This window comes from Enterobacter sp. C3_dUdeg (assembly GCF_057536195.1).
In genome coordinates, this window is record NZ_BAAKFX010000001.1 from 1 (window position 1) to 22,735 (window position 22,735).

General features: G+C 52.6%; 19 protein-coding genes and 1 tRNA gene. 9 read left to right on the forward strand and 11 right to left on the reverse strand.

The window, feature by feature from the left end; translation table 11 throughout:
- Positions 1 to 288 precede the first annotated feature (288 nt).
- A complete protein-coding gene (locus tag AC27FC_RS00005) occupies positions 289 to 2,481 on the forward strand; it encodes a sensor domain-containing phosphodiesterase (RefSeq protein ID WP_196354942.1) in 2,193 nt (730 codons plus the stop codon).
- Positions 2,482 to 2,525: 44 nt separating this feature from the next.
- Here AC27FC_RS00005 and AC27FC_RS00010 read toward each other — a convergent pair whose 3' ends face one another.
- Entirely contained in the window at positions 2,526 to 3,713 is a 1,188-nt protein-coding gene (locus tag AC27FC_RS00010) for a NupC/NupG family nucleoside CNT transporter (protein ID WP_008501591.1), read from the reverse strand.
- Positions 3,714 to 4,061: 348 nt separating this feature from the next.
- On the opposite strand from AC27FC_RS00010, the gene AC27FC_RS00015 reads away from it, so the two are divergent.
- Positions 4,062 to 5,300 carry an Nramp family divalent metal transporter gene (locus AC27FC_RS00015; RefSeq protein ID WP_196354941.1) on the forward strand — a complete coding sequence of 413 codons (1,239 nt, stop codon included), beginning with the start codon at positions 4,062 to 4,064 and terminating at the stop codon, positions 5,298 to 5,300.
- Positions 5,301 to 5,332: 32 nt separating this feature from the next.
- On the opposite strand, the gene AC27FC_RS00020 is transcribed toward AC27FC_RS00015, so the two are convergent.
- Complete coding sequence (locus AC27FC_RS00020; protein WP_023308717.1) at positions 5,333 to 5,686, reverse strand: DUF2502 domain-containing protein; 354 nt, start codon at positions 5,684 to 5,686, stop codon at positions 5,333 to 5,335.
- A 127-nt stretch (positions 5,687 to 5,813) separates the two neighbouring features.
- A complete protein-coding gene (gene mgrA, locus AC27FC_RS00025; RefSeq protein WP_196354940.1) occupies positions 5,814 to 6,812 on the reverse strand; it encodes an L-glyceraldehyde 3-phosphate reductase in 999 nt (332 codons plus the stop codon).
- A 184-nt stretch (positions 6,813 to 6,996) separates the two neighbouring features.
- Here mgrA and ipdC point away from each other — a divergent pair, with 184 nt between their 5' ends.
- Positions 6,997 to 8,655: an indolepyruvate decarboxylase gene (ipdC, locus tag AC27FC_RS00030; RefSeq protein WP_196354939.1), complete on the forward strand. Its 1,659-nt coding sequence runs from the start codon at positions 6,997 to 6,999 to the stop codon at positions 8,653 to 8,655.
- Here ipdC and AC27FC_RS00035 read toward each other — a convergent pair whose 3' ends face one another.
- On the reverse strand, positions 8,656 to 9,891 hold the full coding sequence (locus tag AC27FC_RS00035; protein ID WP_047060687.1) for an ion channel protein: 1,236 nt from the start codon (positions 9,889 to 9,891) through the stop codon (positions 8,656 to 8,658).
- 205 nt (positions 9,892 to 10,096) lie between these two features.
- On the opposite strand from AC27FC_RS00035, the gene glk reads away from it, so the two are divergent.
- Positions 10,097 to 11,062: a glucokinase gene (glk, locus tag AC27FC_RS00040; protein ID WP_023308713.1), complete on the forward strand. Its 966-nt coding sequence runs from the start codon at positions 10,097 to 10,099 to the stop codon at positions 11,060 to 11,062.
- A gap of 35 nt (positions 11,063 to 11,097) precedes the next feature.
- Here glk and AC27FC_RS00045 read toward each other — a convergent pair whose 3' ends face one another.
- A complete protein-coding gene (locus AC27FC_RS00045) occupies positions 11,098 to 11,829 on the reverse strand; it encodes a LytR/AlgR family response regulator transcription factor (protein ID WP_048977832.1) in 732 nt (243 codons plus the stop codon).
- A 3-nt stretch (positions 11,830 to 11,832) separates the two neighbouring features.
- Positions 11,833 to 13,539 (reverse strand): sensor histidine kinase, encoded by a 1,707-nt coding sequence (locus tag AC27FC_RS00050; protein ID WP_196354938.1) that lies wholly within the window; start codon positions 13,537 to 13,539, stop codon positions 11,833 to 11,835.
- 119 nt (positions 13,540 to 13,658) lie between these two features.
- Here AC27FC_RS00050 and AC27FC_RS00055 point away from each other — a divergent pair, with 119 nt between their 5' ends.
- Positions 13,659 to 13,907, forward strand: coding sequence for a hypothetical protein (locus AC27FC_RS00055; protein ID WP_123282371.1), 249 nt, complete (start codon positions 13,659 to 13,661; stop codon positions 13,905 to 13,907).
- 18 nt (positions 13,908 to 13,925) lie between these two features.
- The gene (gene alaC / locus AC27FC_RS00060; RefSeq protein ID WP_023308710.1) at positions 13,926 to 15,164 is read left to right on the forward strand and encodes an alanine transaminase; all 1,239 of its coding nucleotides are present in this window, start codon (positions 13,926 to 13,928) and stop codon (positions 15,162 to 15,164) included.
- Between the two features lie 52 nt (positions 15,165 to 15,216).
- Here the strand turns inward: alaC and ypdK are convergent, their stop codons facing one another.
- Positions 15,217 to 15,288 carry a membrane protein YpdK gene (gene ypdK / locus AC27FC_RS00065; RefSeq protein WP_099458937.1) on the reverse strand — a complete coding sequence of 24 codons (72 nt, stop codon included), beginning with the start codon at positions 15,286 to 15,288 and terminating at the stop codon, positions 15,217 to 15,219.
- Between the two features lie 357 nt (positions 15,289 to 15,645).
- Positions 15,646 to 16,566, reverse strand: a complete 921-nt coding sequence (lpxP, locus tag AC27FC_RS00070) for a kdo(2)-lipid IV(A) palmitoleoyltransferase (RefSeq protein WP_024907634.1) — start codon at positions 16,564 to 16,566, stop codon at positions 15,646 to 15,648.
- A 12-nt stretch (positions 16,567 to 16,578) separates the two neighbouring features.
- On the opposite strand from lpxP, the gene AC27FC_RS00075 reads away from it, so the two are divergent.
- Entirely contained in the window at positions 16,579 to 16,719 is a 141-nt protein-coding gene (locus AC27FC_RS00075; RefSeq protein ID WP_162531704.1) for a hypothetical protein, read from the forward strand.
- Positions 16,720 to 17,351: 632 nt separating this feature from the next.
- The gene (tssB, locus tag AC27FC_RS00080) at positions 17,352 to 19,037 is read left to right on the forward strand and encodes a type VI secretion system contractile sheath small subunit (protein ID WP_487159824.1); all 1,686 of its coding nucleotides are present in this window, start codon (positions 17,352 to 17,354) and stop codon (positions 19,035 to 19,037) included.
- Between the two features lie 49 nt (positions 19,038 to 19,086).
- Here tssB and AC27FC_RS00085 read toward each other — a convergent pair.
- Positions 19,087 to 19,158: transfer RNA gene (locus tag AC27FC_RS00085), tRNA-Arg, on the reverse strand.
- A gap of 75 nt (positions 19,159 to 19,233) precedes the next feature.
- Entirely contained in the window at positions 19,234 to 20,163 is a 930-nt protein-coding gene (locus AC27FC_RS00090) for a formate/nitrite transporter family protein (RefSeq protein ID WP_029740160.1), read from the reverse strand.
- 315 nt (positions 20,164 to 20,478) lie between these two features.
- Between AC27FC_RS00090 and mlaA the strand changes: the two genes are divergently transcribed.
- Positions 20,479 to 21,231, forward strand: a complete 753-nt coding sequence (gene mlaA / locus AC27FC_RS00095; protein WP_023312585.1) for a phospholipid-binding lipoprotein MlaA — start codon at positions 20,479 to 20,481, stop codon at positions 21,229 to 21,231.
- Positions 21,232 to 21,275: 44 nt separating this feature from the next.
- On the opposite strand, the gene fadL is transcribed toward mlaA, so the two are convergent.
- On the reverse strand, positions 21,276 to 22,559 hold the full coding sequence (fadL, locus tag AC27FC_RS00100; protein ID WP_064672903.1) for a long-chain fatty acid transporter FadL: 1,284 nt from the start codon (positions 22,557 to 22,559) through the stop codon (positions 21,276 to 21,278).
- Between the last annotated feature and the right edge of the window lie 176 nt (positions 22,560 to 22,735).

Sequence of the window (22,735 nt, forward strand, 5' to 3'; positions counted from 1 at the left end):
GGGCTATAGCTCAGCTGGGAGAGCGCTTGCATGGCATGCAAGAGGTCAGCGGTTCGATCCCGCTTAGCTCCACCAAAATTGTAAACCCTCGTTAAAAGACGAGGGTTTTTTTTATGTGTTTGTAACACCCGCCACCGTATTTTGTTATCAAAAAGAAGGTATTCCCGTACCTCACCTCAATCGACATCAATAAACCAGTCTAAAAATAGACTTGAACTTGATTCGCGCAATTAATAAACCTATTATCCATCCGGTCAATAATTCTCTCGGAAAATAACGCCCAGGTTAATGAATAGAAAAGCTTACAATAATGTAAAGATATTTATGATTGCTCTGGCTTTATGCCTGATTGCGGTACCTGTCTCCCGTTATCTCTCTCCCCGCGCAATTGTTAATGGTCACGACGTTTATTTAGCATGGTTACCTTTAAGCGTAATGCTGGCGGTAATTCTGCTATTTGGGCGCAGGGCTATTCTTCCCATTTTGTTAGGTTTTACTGTCACTAATTTATTCTATGTAAATTTAGCACCGCTACAATATTCAGTATTACTGTTCTGTCAGACCTTTGCGTTGTTCGCGGCGTGCGGTCTTCTTCGCATCATGCTGGGTAAGCGTTGGCGCTACTCCATCCCTAACAAGCACATCGGATTGCGGATATTCTGGCTCGGTTTTATGGTGCCAATAGGGATTAAGCTGTCGATGTATTTGGCGGGCTATTTGTTTGATTTTCCTGTGACAATTTCGACCTTTTTCGGCGAAGGGACGGTAATTTATAACGTTGTGGATATACAAAGCCTGATATGTGCGGCATTGATTTTTACCATGATGTTCTATTACCCGTTAAGAATGATAATTAATCCTCGTTATGCAATAAGTTTCTGGCGACGAAGCGTGAAGCCCGTGTTTTTTCACAAGAATTCATTATATATTTTTGCCTGGCTGGTGCTTTTAAGTTTCATTCTCGTCATTTTATGTGGTCCTTTTGAATCTCCCGTCATTGCGGGCTATTTGATGCCGCTGATTTTTATTCTTTTTACCTTAGCGATAAGCCGACTGACCTATGCGTTGATTTCTCTGCTGTGGGCTGTATCTGCGCTCCTGCTGTTGACCTACAACTACAACTTCCTTAACGGGGTGGAATCGGGCCATTCGCTCTCTTTTATTCTGTCCGTGCTTATCTCATTCGCGATCTGTCTGCTTTACATGTCGCGCATTTATCAGCGCAGCGAGTGGCTTAAGCGGGGCTGGCAGGGGAGGGCGCTCACCGATCCGCTGACCGGATTGCCCAATATTCGTGCGCTGGAGGATTATCTTGAGATTCACCCGGATGCAAAAGTGAGCATTCTGCGTATGGATAACCTGGAATTTTTGAGCCGCCACTATGGGATCCTCATGCGGGTCCATTGCAAACGTACGATCGCAACGTCGCTGCAGCCTCTCCTGCAAAAAGATGAGACGCTCTTCCAGCTTCCCGGAAGCGAGCTTGTGCTGGTATTACTGGGCCCGGGAACCGCTGAGCGCCTCCAGCATATGGTTGATCGACTGAACAGCCGTAAGATTTTTTGGAACAACACCGGGCTGGATATTGAATTCGGTGCGTCCTGGGGAATGGTCGAAAACGGCGAAAAACTGCACCACACGCTGGGGCAGCTGAGCTGGCTGGCCGAGCAATCCTGCGGAGCAGCAAACAACGTGCTTGCGCTCACGAATAGCCTCGAGGCGGCATCAGGGCAAACGACAGAGCGAGTCCTGATGCTGGCGCGAATTAAGCATGCCCTGGAGGCGGGACAGTTCCATTTGTACGCGCAACCGATCCAGAAGGCGGACGGGAGCGGCTACTACGAAATTCTGGCGCGTATGGAGAGCGAGGGCGAGATCTTCACTCCTGACCGCTTTATTCCGTTGATTGCCCAGTTCAACCTTAGCCACCGGTTTGATATGTGCGTCATGGAGAAATTACTGCTGTGGCTGCGCGATCACCCTTCAACGCAGGCTGGCGCTCGTTTCTCCGTTAATCTGATGCCGCTTACGCTGATGCAAAAAGAGGTGGCGTCCGAGATTTGTGCGCTCTTTGAACGCTACGGCGTTGCGCCTCAGTCCGTCGTGATTGAGATTACCGAAGAGCAGGCCTTCTCAAATTCAGGCAGCAGCATCCACAATATTCAGCAACTGCGGGATTACGGTTTCCGGATTGCTATAGATGATTTTGGTACCGGCTACGCCAACTACGAGCGCCTCAGACGCCTGCAGGCAGACATCATTAAAATTGACGGCTGCTTTATTAAAGACATTTGTACCGATGATATGGATGCGATGATCGTGCAGTCGATGTGTAATCTGGCGAAGACGAAATCGCTGTGCGTCGTAGCGGAATACGTCGAAACACCGGCGCAGCGCGAGATGCTGCTTCGCTTCGGCGTGGATTACCTGCAGGGCTACCTGATAGGCAAACCCAAACCGCTGGAAGAATTGCGGGCATAAAAAAACCGGGAGCCAGGCTCCCGGTTTTTGTTTAACGCTAAACGTTAGAGTACCAGTGCCGCGATAGAAGCAGACAGGACGCTCACCAGCGTAGAGCCGTAAACCAGCTTCAGGCCAAAGCGAGAAACCACGTTGCCCTGTTCTTCGTTCAGACCTTTAATCGCGCCCGCGATAATCCCGATGGACGAGAAGTTCGCGAAGGAGACCAGGAACACGGACAGAATGCCTTCCGCGCGCGGAGAAAGCGTGCTCGCAATTTTCTGCAGATCCATCATCGCAACGAATTCGTTAGAAACCAGTTTGGTTGCCATGATACTGCCCACCTGCAGCGCTTCGTGAGCCGGAACACCCATCACCCAGGCAACCGGGTAGAAGATGTAGCCCAGAATACCCTGGAAGGAGATACCCAGCACCGCGGCGAACAGGGCGTTCAGCGCAGAAATCAGCGCAATGAAGCCGATCAGCATGGCGGCAACGATAATCGCCACTTTGAAGCCCGCCAGAATGTACTCACCCAGCATTTCGAAGAAGCTCTGGCCTTCGTGCAGGTTTGACATCTGAATGTTCTCTTCGCTTGCGTCAACGCGGTACGGGTTGATCAGCGACAGAACGATAAAGGTGCTGAACATGTTCAGAACCAGCGCCGCAACAACATACTTTGGCTCCAGCATGGTCATATACGCGCCCACGATAGACATGGACACGGTAGACATTGCGGTTGCCGCCATGGTGTACATGCGGTTGCGGGACATTTTGCCGAGAATATCTTTATACGCGATGAAGTTCTCAGACTGACCGAGGATCAGGGAACTGACGGCGTTGAAGGATTCCAGCTTGCCCATGCCGTTCACTTTGGATAACAGGAAACCAATTCCACGAATAACGAACGGCAGAACGCGGATGTGCTGCAGGATACCGATCAGCGCGGAGATGAAGACGATAGGGCAGAGAACCTTCAGGAAGAAGAACGCCAGACCTTCGTCGTTCATTTTACCGAAGACAAAGTTGGTCCCTTCATTGGCGAATCCGAGCAGTTTTTCGAACATTTCGGAGAAGCCTTTCACGAAGCCGAGGCCTACGTTGGAGTTCAGGAAGAACCACGCAAGTAAAACTTCAATGACCAGCAGCTGGACAACATAACGGATACGAATTTTTTTGCGGTCTGTGCTGACCAGCAATGCAAGTGCAGTAACGACAACAAGTGCCAGGACAAAATGAAGGACGCGGTCCATATTTGCTCCAAATATGAGGCAGGTTTAATTTTCGTGCACATTCTATGTAACAAGCGAAAAGAAAACGAGATCGAGGACACACTATAGTTACATCCTGTGACGAGTCTCAAAAATAGTGATCCACAATACATTTTTGTTATGTTAGGTAAATGAGTGAAAAGTTAAGTTTGTGTGCTAGTCTTCACAAAAGCGCGCGCGATTTTAGTTTCTGTTAGATCGCCCCACTTACCCGCCCGTCTATCGTTCAAAGCTATCAGAGAAATCACTGTAAACAGCATAAATGATCTTGATAATCATTCTCATTTTGATAGCATTAAACATAGCAAAGGCTATATTTCAGAGGCAGAAATGACAAACAGTCGCGTAGAGGGTAGCAGTGGCAGAGCCGCGCGCAAGTTGCGGTTCGCATTAATGGGACCTGCGTTCATCGCTGCCATTGGCTATATCGATCCAGGTAACTTTGCGACCAATATTCAGGCCGGGGCCAGCTTCGGCTATAAGCTGCTGTGGGTGGTCGTCTGGGCTAACCTGATGGCGATGCTGATTCAGATGCTCTCCGCAAAGCTGGGGATTGCCACGGGTAAAAACCTGGCGGAGCAAATTCGCGACCATTATCCACGTCCGGCCGTCTGGCTCTATTGGGTCCAGGCGGAAATTATCGCCATGGCCACTGACCTCGCTGAATTTATCGGTGCAGCGATCGGCTTTAAGCTGATTCTGGGCGTGTCGCTGTTGCAGGGGGCGGTACTGACCGGGATTGCCACTTTCCTGATCCTGATGCTACAGCGTCGGGGTCAAAAGCCGCTGGAGAAGGTTATCGGCGGTCTGCTGCTGTTTGTCGCGGCGTCTTATATCGTCGAGCTGATTTTCTCACAGCCGAATCTGGTGCAGCTCGGTAAAGGTATGGCAATCCCAAGCCTGCCAACCTCGGAAGCGGTGTTCCTGGCCGCCGGAGTGTTGGGGGCGACCATCATGCCGCATGTGATTTACCTGCACTCCTCGCTGACCCAGCATCTCCATGGTGGAACGCGCAAAGAGCGTTACTCCGCCACCAAATGGGACGTGGCGATTGCCATGACCATCGCGGGGTTTGTCAATCTGGCGATGATGGCTACCGCAGCCGCCGCTTTCCACTTTAACGGCCACACCGGTATTGCCGATCTCGACCAGGCCTATCTCACGCTGGAGCCCTTACTGAGCCATGCTGCCGCCACGATATTTGGTCTCAGCCTGGTGGCTGCCGGTCTCTCTTCTACGGTGGTGGGCACGCTGGCAGGTCAGGTGGTGATGCAGGGATTTGTCCGCTTCCATATTCCGCTGTGGGTTCGCCGCTCCGTCACCATGCTACCGTCATTTATCGTGATCCTGATGGGGCTTGATCCTACGAGAATTCTGGTCATGAGCCAGGTGCTGCTGAGCTTTGGTATCGCGCTGGCGCTGGTGCCGCTGCTGATCTTTACCAGCAACAAAACCCTGATGGGCGAACTGGTTAACTCAACGCTGGTGAAACGGACCGGGTGGGCAATCGTGGTGGTGGTAGTGGCACTGAACCTGTGGCTGCTTATTGGCACCGCATTGGGGCTCTAAAAGAAAAAGGAGCCGGGAGGCTCCTTTTTGCATTAATGGTGACCGTGGCCATGACCGTGGCCACGTCCTTTCCCGCCGCGATCCCAGCCGCCGCGACGGTCGTCACGATCGTTCCAGCCTTCACGGTAGCCGCGCTCATACGCGTTGTCTTTATACCAGCCGCGGTGTCTGCCGTTATCATGTTTCCACCAGCGGTCTCCGCGCCACTCATAGTGACGGTTCCAGTAGTCACGGTCGCGCCAGTAGCCACCGTCCCAGTATCTGCCGTAGTCGTCACGATCGCCAATTTGTAATTTTACTGATGGCAACAGGGTGATTTCGCCCGCATTGGCGATCAGCGGGGCTGAAGCCAGTAATACCGCTGCAAGAATCAGTGACCTGAACATACTCTTTCTCCTTCACGATCGGGGCCCTTGTGGGGCCTGTTAACGCAATATTACGAGTTGGTAAAGCCTCGTTTCATCGCCTCAACTCCGAATTCCTGAATGAGAGCACTTTTTGCTAAAGGTGATTCTATTTTGAGCTGTTCAGGATCGTGTCAATACGGACAAGTTCTTCCGCAGAGAAATGGCGGTTTTCCAGCATCCCCACGGCATCATCAATCTGGGCCGTTTTACTTGCCCCAATCAGCACTGACGTCACGTTCTCATGGCGTAATACCCAGGCCAGCGCCATCTGGGACAGCTTCTGACCGCGCTCTTCCGCCATGGCGTTCAGCTTTCTTACCTTCTCCAGCTTCTCTTCGGTGATCTGGTCAGGGTTCAGGAACTGACTGCCGCTTGCCGCGCGTGAGTCTGCCGGAATGCCGTTGAGATAGCGGTTAGTCAGTTGTCCACCGGCCAGCGGTGAGAAGGGAATGCAGCCGACCCCTTTTTCCTGCAGCACGTTTAGCAGTCCCTCTTCCGGCGCACGCTCAAAAAGGGAGTATTTCGGCTGGTGGATCAGGCAGGGCGTACCGAGATCGTCAAGGATATCAATCGCCTTGCGGGCCAGTTCTGCAGGGTAGTTGGATAACCCGACATACAGGGCTTTTCCCTGGCGCACCGCATGGTCAAGCGCTTTCATGGTTTCCAGCAGCGGCGTTTGTGGGTCAGGACGGTGATGATAGAAGATATCCACATACTCCAGCCCCATGCGCTTCAGGCTCTGATCGAGGCTTGCCAGCAGATATTTGCGTGACCCCCAGTCGCCGTAAGGGCCATCCCACATGGTATAACCTGCTTTGGTAGAGACGATCAGCTCGTCGCGCCAGGGCAGGAAATCCTCCTGCAAAATACGGCCGAAATTACGTTCGGCCGATCCCGGTGGCGGGCCATAGTTGTTGGCAAGGTCGAAATGCGTAATGCCCAGATCGAACGCGCGCTGTAAAAGTTGACGGCTGTTTTCGATAAGCGTGGTGTCGCCAAAGTTATGCCACAGCCCAAGCGAGATGGCGGGCAACCTGAGTCCGCTTTGCCCGCAGGGACGATACTCCATTGTCCGATAACGATTTTTGTCCGGCTGATAACCCATTCTCATGACCTCTGGCGCTGAAGAAAAAATCAGTGTATGCGTTTACATTAACGTGAAAAAAAGCAGCATAGCGCAGCCTTTTTTGTAAAGCATTCTTTCCATGCTCTTCTTATCGCCAATTCTGGACAGTCATCACGCTTATTTAATACTCAAGGTGAGGTCAACATTAGAAGGATACCTGTTCATGCGTACCCCATACTGCGTCGCCGATTACCTGCTGGACCGTCTTACGGATTGTGGAGCCGATCATCTGTTTGGCGTGCCGGGCGACTATAACCTGCAGTTTCTCGACCATGTGATAGACAGCCCGGATATCTGTTGGGTGGGCTGTGCCAACGAGTTAAACGCCTCCTATGCCGCGGACGGATATGCCCGATGTAAGGGCTTTGCCGCGCTGCTGACGACATTTGGCGTAGGAGAGTTAAGTGCGATGAACGGCATTGCGGGCAGCTACGCTGAGCACGTTCCGGTACTGCATATTGTGGGCGCGCCGGGTACGGCGTCACAGCAAAGAGGGGAGCTGCTGCACCATACGCTGGGCGACGGTGAGTTTCGTCATTTTTACCATATGAGCGAACCGATCACCGTTGCTCAGGCGATCCTGACCGAACAAAACGCCTGTTATGAGATTGACCGGGTATTAACTACCATGCTCCGGGAGCGTCGCCCCGGCTATCTGATGCTGCCTGCGGATGTGGCAAAAAAAGCCGCCACGCCTCCTGTAAACGCTCTCACTCTCAAACACGCGCATGCCGATAGCGCCTGCCTGAAAGCGTTCCGGGATGCCGCTGAGAACAGGCTGGCCATGAGCAAGCGTACTGCGCTGCTGGCCGATTTCCTTGTCCTGCGCCATGGCCTGAAGCATGCCCTACAGAAATGGGTCAAGGACGTGCCGATGGCACACGCCACCATGCTGATGGGTAAAGGCATATTTGACGAGCGTCACGCCGGTTTTTACGGCACCTACAGCGGTTCGGCGAGCGCCGGTGCGGTAAAAGAGGCGATTGAAGGGGCAGACACGGTGCTGTGCATCGGGACGCGATTTACCGATACCCTGACCGCCGGCTTCACGCATCAGCTAACCCCGTCACAAACAATTGAAGTTCAGCCTCATGCCTCACGCGTCGGTGACGTCTGGTTTACCGGCATCCCCATGCTTCAGGCAATCGAAACGCTGGTAGAGCTGTGTAAACAGCACGTGCACGATGCGCCGGTACCGTCGTCTCAAAGCACGATTGAATATCCGCAGCCGGATGGCTCGCTGACGCAGGAGAATTTCTGGAAAACGTTGCAGACGTTTATCCGCCCTGGAGACATCATCCTTGCGGATCAAGGCACCTCGGCCTTCGGCGCGATCGACCTTCGTCTGCCGGCTGATGTGAATTTTATCGTCCAGCCGCTGTGGGGATCGATCGGCTATACCCTGGCCGCAGCGTTTGGCGCGCAAACCGCCTGCCCGAACCGGCGCGTGATTGTGCTGACGGGGGATGGCGCAGCGCAGCTCACCATCCAGGAGCTTGGCTCGATGCTGCGGGATAAACAACACCCGATCATTCTGGTCCTTAACAACGAAGGGTACACGGTGGAAAGAGCGATCCACGGGCCGGAACAGCGATATAACGACATTGCGCTATGGAACTGGACGCAAATCCCGCAGGCCCTGAGCCTTGATCCTCAGGCCCAGTGCTGGCGGGTCAGTGAAGCGGAGCAGCTGGCGGATGTCCTTGAGAAAGTGGCGCACCACGAGCGGCTCTCGCTAATTGAGGTGATGCTGCCGAAAGCCGATATCCCGCCGCTGCTGGGGGCGATTACTAAAGCGCTGGAAGCGCGCAATAGCGCCTGATTACTTGTCATTTCGCCAGGCCATCATCATCGGTTTGCCCGCCAGCAGGAGCCAGGCGGGCAACATCACGATACAGAGCAAGGGGAAAAGCGTCGAATCGGGTACCACTACCGCCGCCATAAACAGGCTGAGCCAGGCGTCGCGCGTGACCACCAGAACCAGCCCCAAAATAGAGCAGGAGACGGTAATGGCCGCAGGCACCGCATCGACGTGTTCGTGCAACATCAGCCCCAGCGCTACACCGACAAAGACCACCGGGAAGATGCGTCCACCGCGAAAACCGCAGGCTGCAGCCACCACCAGCGCGGCCAGCTTAATCACGGCAAACAGCAGATAGTCGGAGACGCTAAATACCTGGCTGAAGGCCAGCTGCTGCATCTCGTCCAGACCTTTGAACAACGTCACCGTCCCGCCGATTGCCCCTAAAATACCGAGGATCAAACCACCAGCCCCCAGAACTAACACCGGGTGTTTGAGTTTATGCATCAGCCGGTGCAGGCGAGGAAGGCACCATACCGCCACCATTCCCAGCGCGATGGCGATCGCGACGACGATGGCGCCGCTGAAAATATCGGCTATCTGCATTTGGCCGTAGTGGGGGAGAGAGAGTGAGAAGTGGGGATGGAAAAACAGGCTGGTCGTCAGCGCGCCAGCGGCTGCTGCCATCAGCGGCGCAAAGAGTTTATCCCACAGCGGGACGTCGTTATTGCTGCTGAGCGTCTGAGAAAAGATCAATGCGGCAGCGACGGGCGTGCCGAAAAGTGCCCCGATGGTGCCTGCGGAGGCGAGGATGGTCCAGTCCAGCGCGCCGACGCGGGGCAAAATGCGTGAACCGAGGAAAACCGCCAGGCCAATATTCACCGCCATAATCGGATGCTCCGGCCCCAGGCTGACGCCGCCGGCCAGACCGATAATCAACGCAATGAGCAGCCCGGGCAGCGCCGAAGGGGGAACCGGGGCGCCAATCAGCGGTTCCTGCGCCGGATCGGGGCCGGCATGGCCGGGACTGAAACGGATCACCAGGCCTACCGCAATACCGGTCAACGTCAGCATCACAACGATCCAGGCAGGAGAATCAGCATTGACGCCCAGTTTTGTCGGAAGCGCTGTCCACAACATGGCTTGCAGCACCGAGGCGACTTTCATCACGACAATGAGCACCAGACTTGAGGCCACGCCAATAATTAGCGCCGGAATTGCCAGCAACAGCATGGTTCTGGCTCGCGGGTGGAGCATGATGATTTCCTTGTACAAAACGGTATTACGTTACTTTGCACATTAAGCTTTATGGCAATAGTGCAAAAGGTGCTGAAACGGTAAAGTTATTCTGTGACGAAGATCGATAATCCATGGGCATTCACCTTATGGCCGTTGTTGTTATCACGCCTTGAATTTACAGTGTCCCAAAGATTTATTCTGACTTTAGCGGAGCAGTAGAAGAATGACAAAGTATGCTTTGGTAGGTGATGTGGGCGGCACGAACGCGCGCCTCGCATTGTGCGATGTTAGTAGCGGTGAGATTTCCCGGGCGAAAACCTATTCCGGGCTGGATTATCCAAGCCTTGAGGCCGTTGTCCGCGTCTATCTGGAAGAGCATCAGGTGAGCGTTGAAGACGGCTGCATCGCGATAGCCTGCCCGATAACCGGCGACTGGGTCGCAATGACCAACCATACCTGGGCATTCTCCATCGCCGAGATGAAAAAAAACCTCGGTTTTTCGCATCTTGAAATCATCAATGACTTTACCGCGGTGTCCATGGCGATCCCAATGCTGAAGCCAGAGCATCTGATCCAGTTTGGCGGCGCTGAACCGGTCGAAGGCAAGCCGATTGCGGTTTACGGGGCCGGTACCGGCCTCGGCGTGTCGCATCTGGTGCATGTTGCTCAGCGCTGGGTGAGCCTGCCGGGTGAAGGCGGCCACGTAGACTTTGCGCCAAACAGCGAAGAAGAGGGGATTATCCTCGAAGAGTTACGCGCTGAGATCGGCCATGTCTCCGCCGAGCGCGTCCTTTCAGGTCCGGGGCTGGTGAACCTGTATCGGGCGATTGTGAAATCAGACGGCCGTCTGCCGGAAAACCTGCAGCCGAAAGACGTCACCGAACGCGCGCTGGCGGACAGCTGCATTGACTGTCGTCGTGCCCTGTCGCTGTTCTGCGTGATCATGGGACGTTTCGGCGGCAACCTGGCGCTGACGCTGGGCACCTTCGGTGGGGTCTATATCGCGGGCGGGATCGTACCGCGCTTCCTCGACTTCTTTAAAGCCTCGGGCTTCCGCGGCGGGTTTGAAGATAAAGGGCGTTTCAGAAGCTACGTGCAGGACATTCCGGTTTATCTGATCGTGCATGACAATCCAGGACTGCTGGGTTCCGGGGCCCATCTGCGTCAGGTTCTCGGTCAAATCCTCTGATGCAGAGCCCTCTCCCGCAGGAGAGGGCCTTTTCTTTACAGGTGCATCAGCTGACGAAACTCTTTCACCTTGCTGCGGCTTACCGGCACCTGAAAATCCAGATCCTTCAGACGCAAAATGTAGGTGTTGTTAAACCACGGTTCGATCTCGCGGATCTTATTTAAATTCACGCAAAACGACCGGTGGCAGCGGAAAAAGTGTGCTGTCGGCAGCTTGCTGCAGAATTCGGTAATGTTCATCGCCATCACGTACGATTCCCGCCGCGTATAGACAAACGTCATCTTTTCGTGCGCTTCGGCGTAATAGATATCGTTGACCGGCGTCACGATGATGCGCTCGTCTTTGACCAGATTAATGGTGTCGTTTTCCCGTACAGTCGGGGTGGCGCTAGCGGGAGCGGTCTGCTGCTGCCATGCGGCCTCCAGCTTTTGCAGCATGCTGACAATCCGCGACTCCTGATAAGGCTTAAGAATATAGTCAAACGCCTCCAGCTCGAAGGCCTCTACGGCGTGCTCTTTCCAGGCGGTAACGAACACAATAAACGGCTTATGGGCAAACTGATTGATGTTTTGCGCCAGCAATACGCCATCCAGCGACGGGATATTGATATCCAGGAAAATCGCATCGACCCGGTTATGCTGCAAAAATTTCAGCACGTCCAGACCATCATCAAACGTGCCCACAATCTCCATCTGGCTGTGGGTTTTGATAAGCCAGGTGAGCTCCTGCTGAGCCAGGAATTCATCTTCTACGATGATAACTTTCATGGGTTACTCCACCTGGGGCAACAGTGATGTCGTCGTATGCGCGCGCGAGCGCTCATTCGGGACGTAAAAAGCAATTTCGGTGCCCGGCTCAAGACGTTGAATATGCAGACCGTCGCCGTAAAGCAGCTTGACCCGGTGGTGCACGTTCAGCAGACCGATTTTATTCCCCGGCATCTCGTTAGACTCCACGCGCTCAATGACTTTTGGATCAATCCCGTGGCCGGTATCGCGCACGGCAATCCGCACCCGGTTGCCGCTTTCGGTGACGCTAATGGTGACGACGCCTTTGCCTTTACAGGGCTGAATACCGTGAACAATCGCGTTTTCGACCAGCGGCTGAATAAGCAGGCTCGGGATCACGCAGTTGACCTCTTCATCAATATCGTAAATGACCGTGAGCTTGTCGCCAAAGCGGGCCTGCTCAATAGCGATGTAGTCCTTGATCTGATACAGCTCTTTTTTGATGTCGATATGCTCGTCATCTTTCAGCTCGATGTTGTAGCGCAGATAGCGCGACAGGTTAAAAATCAGCTGGCGCGCGGTGTCCGGATTAAGGCGAATGGACGAGGAGATAGCGTTCAGCGCGTTAAACAGGAAATGGGGATTGATTTTACTCTGCAGCGCGCGCAGTTCTGCCTTATTTGCCATCTCGCGCAGCTGTTCCGCCCGCGAAACCTCAAGCTGGGTGGAGATTATCTGCGACAGGCCGATGGCCATCTCCTGCAGCGTCGAGGTGATCTGATGCGCGTGGCAGTAATAAATTTTCAGCGTGCCCGTCACGACGCCTTTCTCCCACAGCGGGATGACCAGCATCGAGTGAATTTCCGGCGTTCGGTGGGCTTCATCATTGTTTTTAATAATGATTTTACCGTAGTTAATCGCCTGTCTGGTGGTCGGGCTTATGGTGTCATCGTTGTCGCGATAGTTGTGCTCCCCGACGCCAACGTAGGCCAGCACGTGGTCAATATTGGTGATGGCGACGGCGTCAGCGTGGATGTCATGGCGAATGATCTCGCAGACCTGACGCAACGATTCCGCGTTAACGTGGCGGAAGAGAGGCAGCGTTTTGTTGGCGATATCCAGCGCCAGCTTGGCCTGACGGGCGGCGCTGGCCTCTTTTTCCCCTTCAACGCTTTGCACCAGCAGCACGATAAAACCGATGCACACGCTGCCCAGGATCATCGGAATACCGATTTTCGAGACGATATCCAGCCCCAGCGCGGTGGTGGGAGCCCAGACGACGACCAGGATCATGGTCAGCGTTTCGCACACCATGCCTGCGACGATCCCGGCGCGCCAGCGCTGTTTTTTCGGGATTTTGCGGCTGATCCAGCCGGAAAGCACCCCGGCGATAATGCTGGTGATAAAGCACGGCACCGCCGTTACGCCACCGATATCAATCAGATAGCGGTGCGTCCCGGCAATCAGGCCGGTGATAACGCCCACCCACGGACCAAACAAAATCCCGCCGGACATGACGGCGATAATGCGCACGTTAACCAGCGAACCCTCTACCGGCACGCCGGACCAGGTGCTGAACAGGGCGAACAGCGAAAAGATGGCGGTAACGGCCAGCAGCTCTTTTGGCGAGTGGGCTGATTTGTGCAGCAGCTCGCGAAACAGGCGCATGCGAATGAGGAAGAACAGGCAAATCAGCATTAATGCCGCACGGTCAAAAACCGCCAGCAGCATAGTGAATATTTCGTGCACGAGTAGACCTGGGAAAACGGGAAAGAACCATGATAAAAAACCTGGCGCGTATTGACCAGCTATCCGTCAGGTTTATCAAATGAGGAAAAACCATAATTTACAAAGGGGATTGTCTGGCGATGACCGATGCGTCCTGTTTTTTTCTGAACGGCGCATCGTCAGGTTACTGGTTTGATATCATCCTGTTAAATAACAGCTATCAGACAACCGATCCCGAAACAGGGGCTTCCGCTTTTAGGCGCAGCCGGGTTCCGGTTTTTAGTCGATCGCTTTTTTTTTATTTCCCTCTCGACAGCATGATTTTTTTCAGGTTATTTTCTAGTCATGCCACATCGGTGGCAGCGTCGCTCGGACGGTCCGGGCGCTAACGTTAATCTGAGGAATCTATGGCTGAATTCAGTCCTGAACGCCGTTTTACGCGTATCGATCGTCTCCCCCCTTATGTTTTCAATATCACTGCTGAACTGAAAATGGCTGCGCGTCGGCGCGGCGAAGATATTATCGATTTCAGCATGGGTAACCCTGACGGCCCAACGCCACCGCATATCGTTGAAAAGCTCTGCACGGTTGCCCAGCGCCCGGATACGCACGGCTACTCGACCTCTCGCGGTATTCCCAGGTTACGTCGCGCGATCTCGCGCTGGTATCAGGATCGCTATCAGGTTGATATCGATCCGGAAAGTGAAGCGATTGTCACCATCGGCTCGAAAGAGGGGCTGGCACACCTGATGCTGGCCACGCTGGATCATGGCGACACGGTGCTGGTCCCTAATCCAAGCTACCCGATTCATATCTACGGCGCGGTGATTGCCGGTGCGCAGGTCCGTTCTGTGCCGCTGGTGGAAGGTGTCGATTTCTTTAACGAACTGGAACGTGCGATTCGCGAAAGCTATCCGAAACCTAAGATGATGATCCTCGGTTTCCCGTCGAACCCAACGGCGCAGTGCGTGGAGCTTGATTTCTTCGAGAAAGTGGTTGCCCTGGCCAAGCGTTATGACGTGCTGGTGGTTCACGATTTAGCCTATGCAGATATCGTCTATGACGGCTGGAAAGCCCCGTCGATTATGCAGGTCCCGGGCGCGCGTGATGTGGCGGTAGAGTTCTTCACCCTGTCGAAAAGCTACAACATGGCGGGCTGGCGCATTGGCTTTATGGTGGGTAACAAAACGCTGGTGAGTGCCCTGGCGCGCATTAAGAGTTACCACGACTACGGTACCTTCACGCCGCTGCAGGTCGCCGCTATCGCTGCCCTGGAAGGCGACCAGCAGTGCGTCCACGAGATTGCCGCCCAGTATAAGCGCCGCCGCGACGTGCTGGTAAAGGGGTTGCATGAAGCGGGCTGGATGGTGGAAATGCCGAAGGCGTCTATGTACGTCTGGGCGAAAATTCCGGAGCCCTATGCGGCGATGGGATCGCTGGAGTTTGCTAAAAAGCTGCTTCAGGATGCAAAGGTGTGTGTCTCGCCTGGCATTGGATTCGGTGATTATGGCGACACCCATGTGCGATTTGCCCTGATTGAAAACAGCGACCGTATTCGTCAGGCGGTGAGGGGCATCAAGAGTATGTTCCGGGCCGACGGTCTTCTGACCTCAAAGAGCGTCGCTGAACATCCCGCGTCGTCATGACATAAAAAAACAGGAGCCGTTGGCTCCTGTTTTTTTGACTGCATGTTCTTCACTAGATCATCAGGGCAAAGGTTCCGGCCCAGACTAAAACAATCACCGAAATGCCCATAAAGAAATATTTCACGTTTCATCGCTCCGCGTATCTTGTGGTACGCATTTAAAAACAGAGTCCACCTGATTATAGAGAACTGAAATCCGGTCAAAACGGAAATGAGAATTTTCCCGTTATGCCGTTAACTCCAGCTCAGAATTCTGTGCTTTCCTGTTGCCAGACGGCGCTAATGTACGCTTAAAAATGAGGGGTGACAAGAGGGATTTTTTTAAATAATTTCCGTCACTTACGAGTGTCGTGGAACGGCGACAGTTTGATTTCACTTCGCAATAAATTCACTTTGGGCGACGCATTAAAAGACAGTTACTCAGCGGGAAGACAGGTGATTGAAAAGGTTAGTTTCTTAGCGAAACTAACCTTCATGAAGGGCTAAATATAGAGCGAGGCTTCGCCAAGAGGGCGGGTTTTGAAACGACGATGCATCCACAGATACTGCTCTGGCGCGCGCATGATTTCAGTTTCGATGACTTTATTGATAAACGCTGCCGCTTCGCACTCGTTTTCCGGATAGTTAGCCATTTCAGGGGAGATGTGCAGGCGGTAGCCTGACTTATCTGCTTTTCTCACCATCGTCACGGTCAGCATGGAGGCACCAGACAGACGCGAAATGACAAAGGTGCCGTTAGTCGTCGCAACGTCTTTCACCGCAAAGAAAGGCGCAAAGCTGCTGCCTTTACGTCCATAATCCTGATCGGGTGCAAACCAGACGGCTTCTCCTTTCTTGAGAGCACCGACCATACCGCGCAGGTTATTACGGCTGATCATCGCCTTATTGGAACGCATACGGCCTCGCGTCTGCACCCATTCCATAAGCGCACTGTTGTGCGGTCTGTAGGTTGCCATCATTGGCTGGCAAAGCCCCATCACGCGGCCGCCCAGCTCCAGCGACATAAAGTGAACGCCGACGACCATCACGCCGCGTTTTTGCATCTGCGCGCGTTTAAGGTTATCCAGGCCTTCCACGTCAAACCATTTGCGGACACGTTCATCTGGCCAGAACCATGCCATGCCGGTTTCAAGCAGCGCCATGCCGATAGACTTGAAGTTTTCAGCGATGAGTTTCTCACGCTCCTCTGCATTGTACTGCGGAAAACAAAGCTCAATATTTTTACGCGCGATGGATTCGCGACGTTTCAGGAAAACGCGGGAAGCGCTGCCCAGTTTTGACCCCAGCAAGCGCAGGACAGGGTACGGAAGTTGAACCAGCAACCAGAGTACGCCAAGGCCAAACCATGTAAACCAGTAACGCGGGTGTAAAAACGCACGTTGAAATTTGGATTGAGACAAAATAGTAGAACCTATGTGAAGCCTGTAAAGGTAGCGCAGAGTTTGCGATACGACGTGCCGATAAGACCGTTCTTCAAGGTGATGGTTGCAGGCTTTACCGAACTTTACGGCGGCGTTGCCTGGCCACTGCTGATTTGGGCGGGCGGCGTAATGTAGCACCGTTATACGATATGTGCTATTACTCGTTTTTGATTAAAAAAGCGGCGATCCGGGAGGTGTTTGATTTTACACTGTATAAACTCCAGAAGGGAGAGCAGTTCTCATGCCTGAGAGGAGAACTGAAGTCTTTGCGCAAGGAGGAGTGGGCCGACAAAAGAGCAGCAGTGTTTATTTTCGGACCCGCATCTACATTTTATTTTCCTTCGAATAATAAATAAGAATTTTCTTTGTGAAAATTCTTATTTATTATTCATGTCATCAATCAATTCTTCACTCTTCTTCATTCATTAACCTCTGTCATTTATCTGCTTCCAATAACCTGTTGCCGTTCCTTCATCTTTTTTTAATATCATGTTGTGATGCAAATCAAAACAAGATGGTTTTATTAGCATCTCTCTGGCTGCGATCCTTTTTAAGGTGCAAATATTCGCTTTGCGTGAAAAAAGCAGTGTCTTTCCCTGAGCTGAATGGATAATCCGTAATAATATCTTAGTGGAAAATTCTTAATAAATTTCTCATTGCGGATAAATGATCTGTGTATTTGATTTTGCATCGATTATTATTCTAATATTGCGCATCAAGAACGATACCGTGAAGTTGGCGTAGCAAAAACAAAGAGGGATGATGAGATGGCTGACAGTTTTCAGAATGAGGTGCCTAAGGCACGTATTAACCTGAAGCTTGACCTGCATACAGGCGGGGCAAGCAAGAAAATGGAATTACCGCTGAAATTACTGGTTGCGGGTGATTTCAGTAATGGGCAAGAGTCTGATCAAATATCTGAGCGTGAGAAAGTTAACATCACGAAAAATAATTTCGACAGTGTTCTTTCTGAATACTCCCCAAAACTTAATCTAACCGTTAAAAATACGCTCTCTGATGATGGTGGTGAGGAAAATGTTCAGCTGACTTTCCAGAGCATGAAAGATTTCACGCCAGAGCAGGTGGCTGCTCAGATACCGGGCGGGGAGCTTCACTCGGACCTGATGACGCTGCTGTATGTGTATCTTGGGACTCGCCTGGATGTCCGTCTGCAGCTATCCGTCGACCGTAGCCTGCTGCCGGACGTGACGATGAACATTAAGCCCGATGCCGGAGCCGGGCAGCTGGGCCGCACCGCCGTGATGCGGCCGCTGAATGCAGCGAACACCGTCACGCACTCAAAAACCATAACCATCAATCTTGGCCGCTATGAGCGGGCAGCTGGCCTGAATGAAGGGCTGGCGATTCTGGAGGCCCTGATTAGCCACCAGTGGGACATCTTATGGCCGAAGACGCAACACGCTCGTATGGAAATCCTTAGCGGCCTTAGCCAGCGCCTGCAGCAGCGCATGCGTATGCTGCCATTCAACAGCAGCCATCTTAGTGAGCTTTATCGTGCTGAAGCGTTACTTACCAGCCTGAGCGCGGTGCTCCAGCGCCTTGAGCTTAAACACCTTAGCCAGTTCGATACGTTACGAACGTTGATACGTTCAAGTGCTGAACGGCTGGAAAGCAGTAATGACACGTCCGATTTGAATGTGAACATGAAGCCCGATAGCGAATCGACTCTGGAGAAAGCCGAACCGATCGAAGAAGTGAAATGGGTATATGTTGTGCATCAGGAAAATCAGCCGAATGGGGAGGATCGTACGACAGCCCCCGTGCCTGTCAGACAGTGGAAGCCCTTTATTACCGGGATGTGTTCCACACTGGTGGTGTGCTTCGCTGTGGCGTGGGGATGGGCTTCTTTGTCCAGACCCGACCCCCTGGCGACTCAGGCTTTTGCCTCTCTGGCTCCGTTACCTGAAGTGCTCACGCCTGTGCAGCAAGACGCGTTAACACTGCGAGGTACTTTACCGTCCACGTTTATCACAGACACGCAGCAGCAGCTTGCCCGCCTGGATAAACTGCCTCCTGACTGGAATCTTTCCTACAGCCTTCAGCTGTTAAAGCAGCTCCAGACATTATGGCCGGAGGAGGCGAAACCGCTCACAATGCAGTGGCAGCAAAAATTTAACGCGGCAGCGTTACCTGTCGACGCAATGAACAGCTGGTATCAGGGAATGATGACGCTTCAGCAACTGAGTCATCGGCTGAGTAGTCTGGACGAGCAAAAAGGAAAATACATCACGGTAAGCGAGCTTAAATCGGTAGTTTTTTCGACTATACAGTCATTTAACCAGACGATACCGGCTGAAGAACAACTCAGGCGCCTGTCACAGCATCCAGCAGGAGATGCGCTTCCTGAAGCAGAAAAGACTCAACTGGAGTTGCGTCTTAAACAGCTGGCAACGCGTTACGCTCAAATAAAACAGGATTCTTCTGCTCAGTGAATTCTGGCGGTAGACAGACGAATGTGCTGGAAAAAGCGGGAGGGTAAAGTGTCCCCTGCAGGAATCGAACCTGCAACTAGCCCTTAGGAGGGGCTCGTTATATCCATTTAACTAAGGGGACGAGGCGGCACGAGTATAGCCTTATTTACACTTTGCGTTAAGCGCATCGCCGCCTGACTGCTCAAAGAGTCACCATTCAGGTCGATTTTTTTGTCGATTTATCATCATTTTCCCGTGCCTTAAGCTCAGCTTTGCGTTTGTTCGACATGTCGTTACGAATTTGGGCATGGCTTAAAAGCGCGAAGATAAACGTTCCGCCGCAAATGTTTCCTGCCAGCGTCGGAAGGGCAAACGGCCAGAAGAAATCGCTCCAGTGAAGCGTACCGTTAAAGACCAGATAGAGGATTTCAACGGTACCGACCACAATATGCGTGGTGTCCGCCAGCGCAATCAGCCAGGTCATCAATATGATCACCACAATTTTGGCGCTTCCCGCTGAAGGAAACATCCAGACCATTGTGGCGATAATCCAGCCTGAGATGATGGCGTTTGAGAACATCTCGACCGGCGTGTTTTTCATTACGTCCATGCCGATTTTCACAAACGCATCCCGGGTGGGTTCATCAAAGATCGGCATATATTCAAACGCCCATGCCGCGATGCCCGTGCCGATGATATTACCCAGCAGAACCACGCTCCAGAGCCGCATCAATAAACCGAAATTACCGAGTGTGGGGTTTTGCATCACCGGCAGAACGGCGGTCACCGTGTTCTCGGTAAACAGCTGCTGGCGGGCCATGATGACAATAATAAAGCCGAAGGTATAGCCGAGGTTTTCCAGTAAAAATCCACCGGGTACGCCTTCCAGCTGCACATGAAATATCCCTTTCGCAAGCAGAGATGCGCCCATTGAGAGTCCGGCAGCAATGGCTGACCAGAAGAGGGCCATCGCGTCGCGCTCCATCTCTTTTTCACCATCCTGGCGTATATGCTCGTGGATGGCCATTGCGCGGGAGGGGAGGCGATCTTCATCAATTTCTATCTTCTCGCCGCGCGCTTTCTCCTCGCTTTCAATTTCAAGCTCCTCAGTGCTCTCGCCAATTTTTTCTTCGCCTACATCTTTCATATCTGCTCCCGGAGGTTGATCTTTCTGTTAAGCGTAGCGGCTTTTATCGGGATGCCTGTGGGGATGCTCTTAAATTGGCGGCAATGACAACAAAGGTGATACATCTCTTTCAAAGTCATTATAAAATTGCCAGCGAAACGAATTCCAAAAGCCAGGCTATGCTGAGATCAGAGTCACGGTGGTTACTGCCCGTAATTGTGCTCATAGACATCGGTAAACGTGCTGTTACAATCGCTTGCACGTTTACAGACGGAGCGTCAACGGCTCCGTTACGGATGGCAATCAACGATAGCCATACTGAACAGGGAGATATTTATGAAACTTCGGCTGTCGGCGCTTGCGCTTGGCGCGACGATGCTTGTGGGCTGCGCCAGCTCCGGTGAGCAAACGGGACGCTCCGATCCTCTCGAAGGATTTAACCGCTCAATGTATAGCTTCAACTACAACGTACTGGACCCGTATGTGGTTCGTCCGGTGGCAGTAGCATGGCGCGATTATGTTCCACAACCTGCGCGTAACGGGTTAAGTAACTTTACCAGCAACCTCGAAGAGCCTGCGGTAATGGTGAACTACTTCCTGCAGGGCGACCCGTATCAGGGGATGGTCCACTTTACCCGCTTCTTCCTGAACTCCATTCTGGGGATGGGTGGCTTTATTGATGTTGCAGGTATGGCTAACCAGAAACTGCAGCGTGAACAACCGCACCGTTTCGGCAGCACGATGGGACACTATGGCGTCGGGTATGGTCCGTACGTGCATTTACCGTTCTACGGTAGTTTCACCCTCCGTGATGATGGCGGCGATATGGTGGATACGCTGTATCCGGTTCTGTCGTGGCTGACCTGGCCGCTGTCGGTGGGTAAATGGACGGTGGAAGGGATTGAAACCCGCGCGCAACTGCTCGACTCCGATGGTCTGCTGCGCCAGTCTTCTGACCCGTACATTATGGTGCGTGAAGCGTACTTCCAGAATCATGACTTTATTGCCAACGGCGGCAAGCTGAAGCCGGAAGAGAATCCAAACGCGAAGGCGATCGAAAACGAACTAAAAGATATCGATTCGGAGTAAATAAAAAAGGTGAGCAATGCTCACCTTTTTTGATTCCAGCGCGATTAGAACGCGTAGTTGAAGTTCGTACCGAACAGCCAGGCTTTACCTTCAGAGGTAAACTCGTACGGACCTTCCTTGAACGTCACTTTCTGACCGTGCATATAAGATACGCCCGCATCGATGGATGCATTCTCGTTCAACGCATAGGTCGCGCCAGCACTTAACCAGAAGCGGTCCTGATCCGGAATGGAAATGGAACGTTTATCTGCCGGAACCGGGCTGTCGTCAAATGCGATACCGGAGCGGAAAGTCCAGTTCTTATCGTAGTAGTAGGTGGTACCCAACGCTATACGATAGGCGTCGTGGAAGCTTTCGTCCTTATAGAACAGCGTTTGACCATTGGTACCGGTCGCTTTCAGCTCCTGGAACTGACTCCAGCTGGTATAGGCCAGGCTATAGTGAATAGCCCACTGTGGCGCAACGCGGTTGTAACCGGAGACTTCCCACATTTCTGGCAAATGCAGTGACAGTGAACCTGGAACGGTCTGGTTGGACGTTCCCCAAGGAATGGTGGTGCCCGCACCTGGAACCAGATTGTTCACAGGCGTCAGGATACCGCTCTTGTAATCGCCGTCGAAGTCAATTTTCACTTCGGAACGATAGGTCAGGCCCCAACGGTTGTTTTTATCCAGCTCGTACAGGATACCGGCGTTCCAGCCATAGCCCCACTCATCACCTTCAAGACTGGCAATTTTATTGCTGTTTTTAGGCAGGCGAGCGGTCTGTTCCCCGGAATAACGTTCGATCTTCGCATCGGCGTAGACGGCATCAAAGCCCAGGCCAAAACTCCAGTTATCGTTCAGGCGATACGCACCGCTCAGGTTGAGGTTCAGCGTAGTAAGGTCTGTTTTACCGCCGTATTCACCAGCCGGGTAGTTGTTATTGAACTCGGTAGCCAGGCCGTAGTTAGACGTTACCGATGCACCCCAGCCAAACTGTTCGTTGATAGGTGCAACGAAGTGCAGGTTTGGGATCCATGCTGTTGGGGCAATATTGTCTGCTTTAAGGCTCGCACCCGTGTAAGGCGACTTACCAGAAACGTTGACATCAGGATCGATATAAACCGCACCGGCAGAAAAAGTCGGACGATCGAACATCATGATCAACGCGGGGTTACGACTCGCGTTACCCGCATCATCAGCGATAGCGCCTTCCCCGGAATACGCACGGCCAAGGCCAGAGGAAGAAAATTCGTTTAACTGAAAGCCCGCTGACCAGGCGGAAGTGGAGACGAGTGCCACTGCGACTGCCAGCGCAGTCTTGTTGAACAGGGTTTTCTGGCTCATGACCATAACCTCATTGAGTTATTTTTATTCAATAATTGTTACATACCGTAACAGGAGCGCGAAGTGTAGGGTCTGAGGTATGACAGACAAATCAGACCAGTGGCCAGAGTATAGGTCTGACCAGCCGGAATGTTGCAAGTTTGTTTATTAATATTTTCAAACATGTTTCGTGAAAC

Coding starts and splice junctions, on each gene's coding strand:
- AC27FC_RS00005 (WP_196354942.1), top strand. CDS start 289: ATGAATAGAAAAGCTTACAATAATGTAAAGATATTTATGATTGCTCTG.
- AC27FC_RS00010 (WP_008501591.1), bottom strand. CDS start 3,713: ATGGACCGCGTCCTTCATTTTGTCCTGGCACTTGTTGTCGTTACTGCA.
- AC27FC_RS00015 (WP_196354941.1), top strand. CDS start 4,062: ATGACAAACAGTCGCGTAGAGGGTAGCAGTGGCAGAGCCGCGCGCAAG.
- AC27FC_RS00020 (WP_023308717.1), bottom strand. CDS start 5,686: ATGTTCAGGTCACTGATTCTTGCAGCGGTATTACTGGCTTCAGCCCCG.
- mgrA (WP_196354940.1), bottom strand. CDS start 6,812: ATGGGTTATCAGCCGGACAAAAATCGTTATCGGACAATGGAGTATCGT.
- ipdC (WP_196354939.1), top strand. CDS start 6,997: ATGCGTACCCCATACTGCGTCGCCGATTACCTGCTGGACCGTCTTACG.
- AC27FC_RS00035 (WP_047060687.1), bottom strand. CDS start 9,891: ATGCTCCACCCGCGAGCCAGAACCATGCTGTTGCTGGCAATTCCGGCG.
- glk (WP_023308713.1), top strand. CDS start 10,097: ATGACAAAGTATGCTTTGGTAGGTGATGTGGGCGGCACGAACGCGCGC.
- AC27FC_RS00045 (WP_048977832.1), bottom strand. CDS start 11,829: ATGAAAGTTATCATCGTAGAAGATGAATTCCTGGCTCAGCAGGAGCTC.
- AC27FC_RS00055 (WP_123282371.1), top strand. CDS start 13,659: ATGACCGATGCGTCCTGTTTTTTTCTGAACGGCGCATCGTCAGGTTAC.
- alaC (WP_023308710.1), top strand. CDS start 13,926: ATGGCTGAATTCAGTCCTGAACGCCGTTTTACGCGTATCGATCGTCTC.
- tssB (WP_487159824.1), top strand. CDS start 17,352: ATGGCTGACAGTTTTCAGAATGAGGTGCCTAAGGCACGTATTAACCTG.
- AC27FC_RS00090 (WP_029740160.1), bottom strand. CDS start 20,163: ATGAAAGATGTAGGCGAAGAAAAAATTGGCGAGAGCACTGAGGAGCTT.
- mlaA (WP_023312585.1), top strand. CDS start 20,479: ATGAAACTTCGGCTGTCGGCGCTTGCGCTTGGCGCGACGATGCTTGTG.
- fadL (WP_064672903.1), bottom strand. CDS start 22,559: ATGAGCCAGAAAACCCTGTTCAACAAGACTGCGCTGGCAGTCGCAGTG.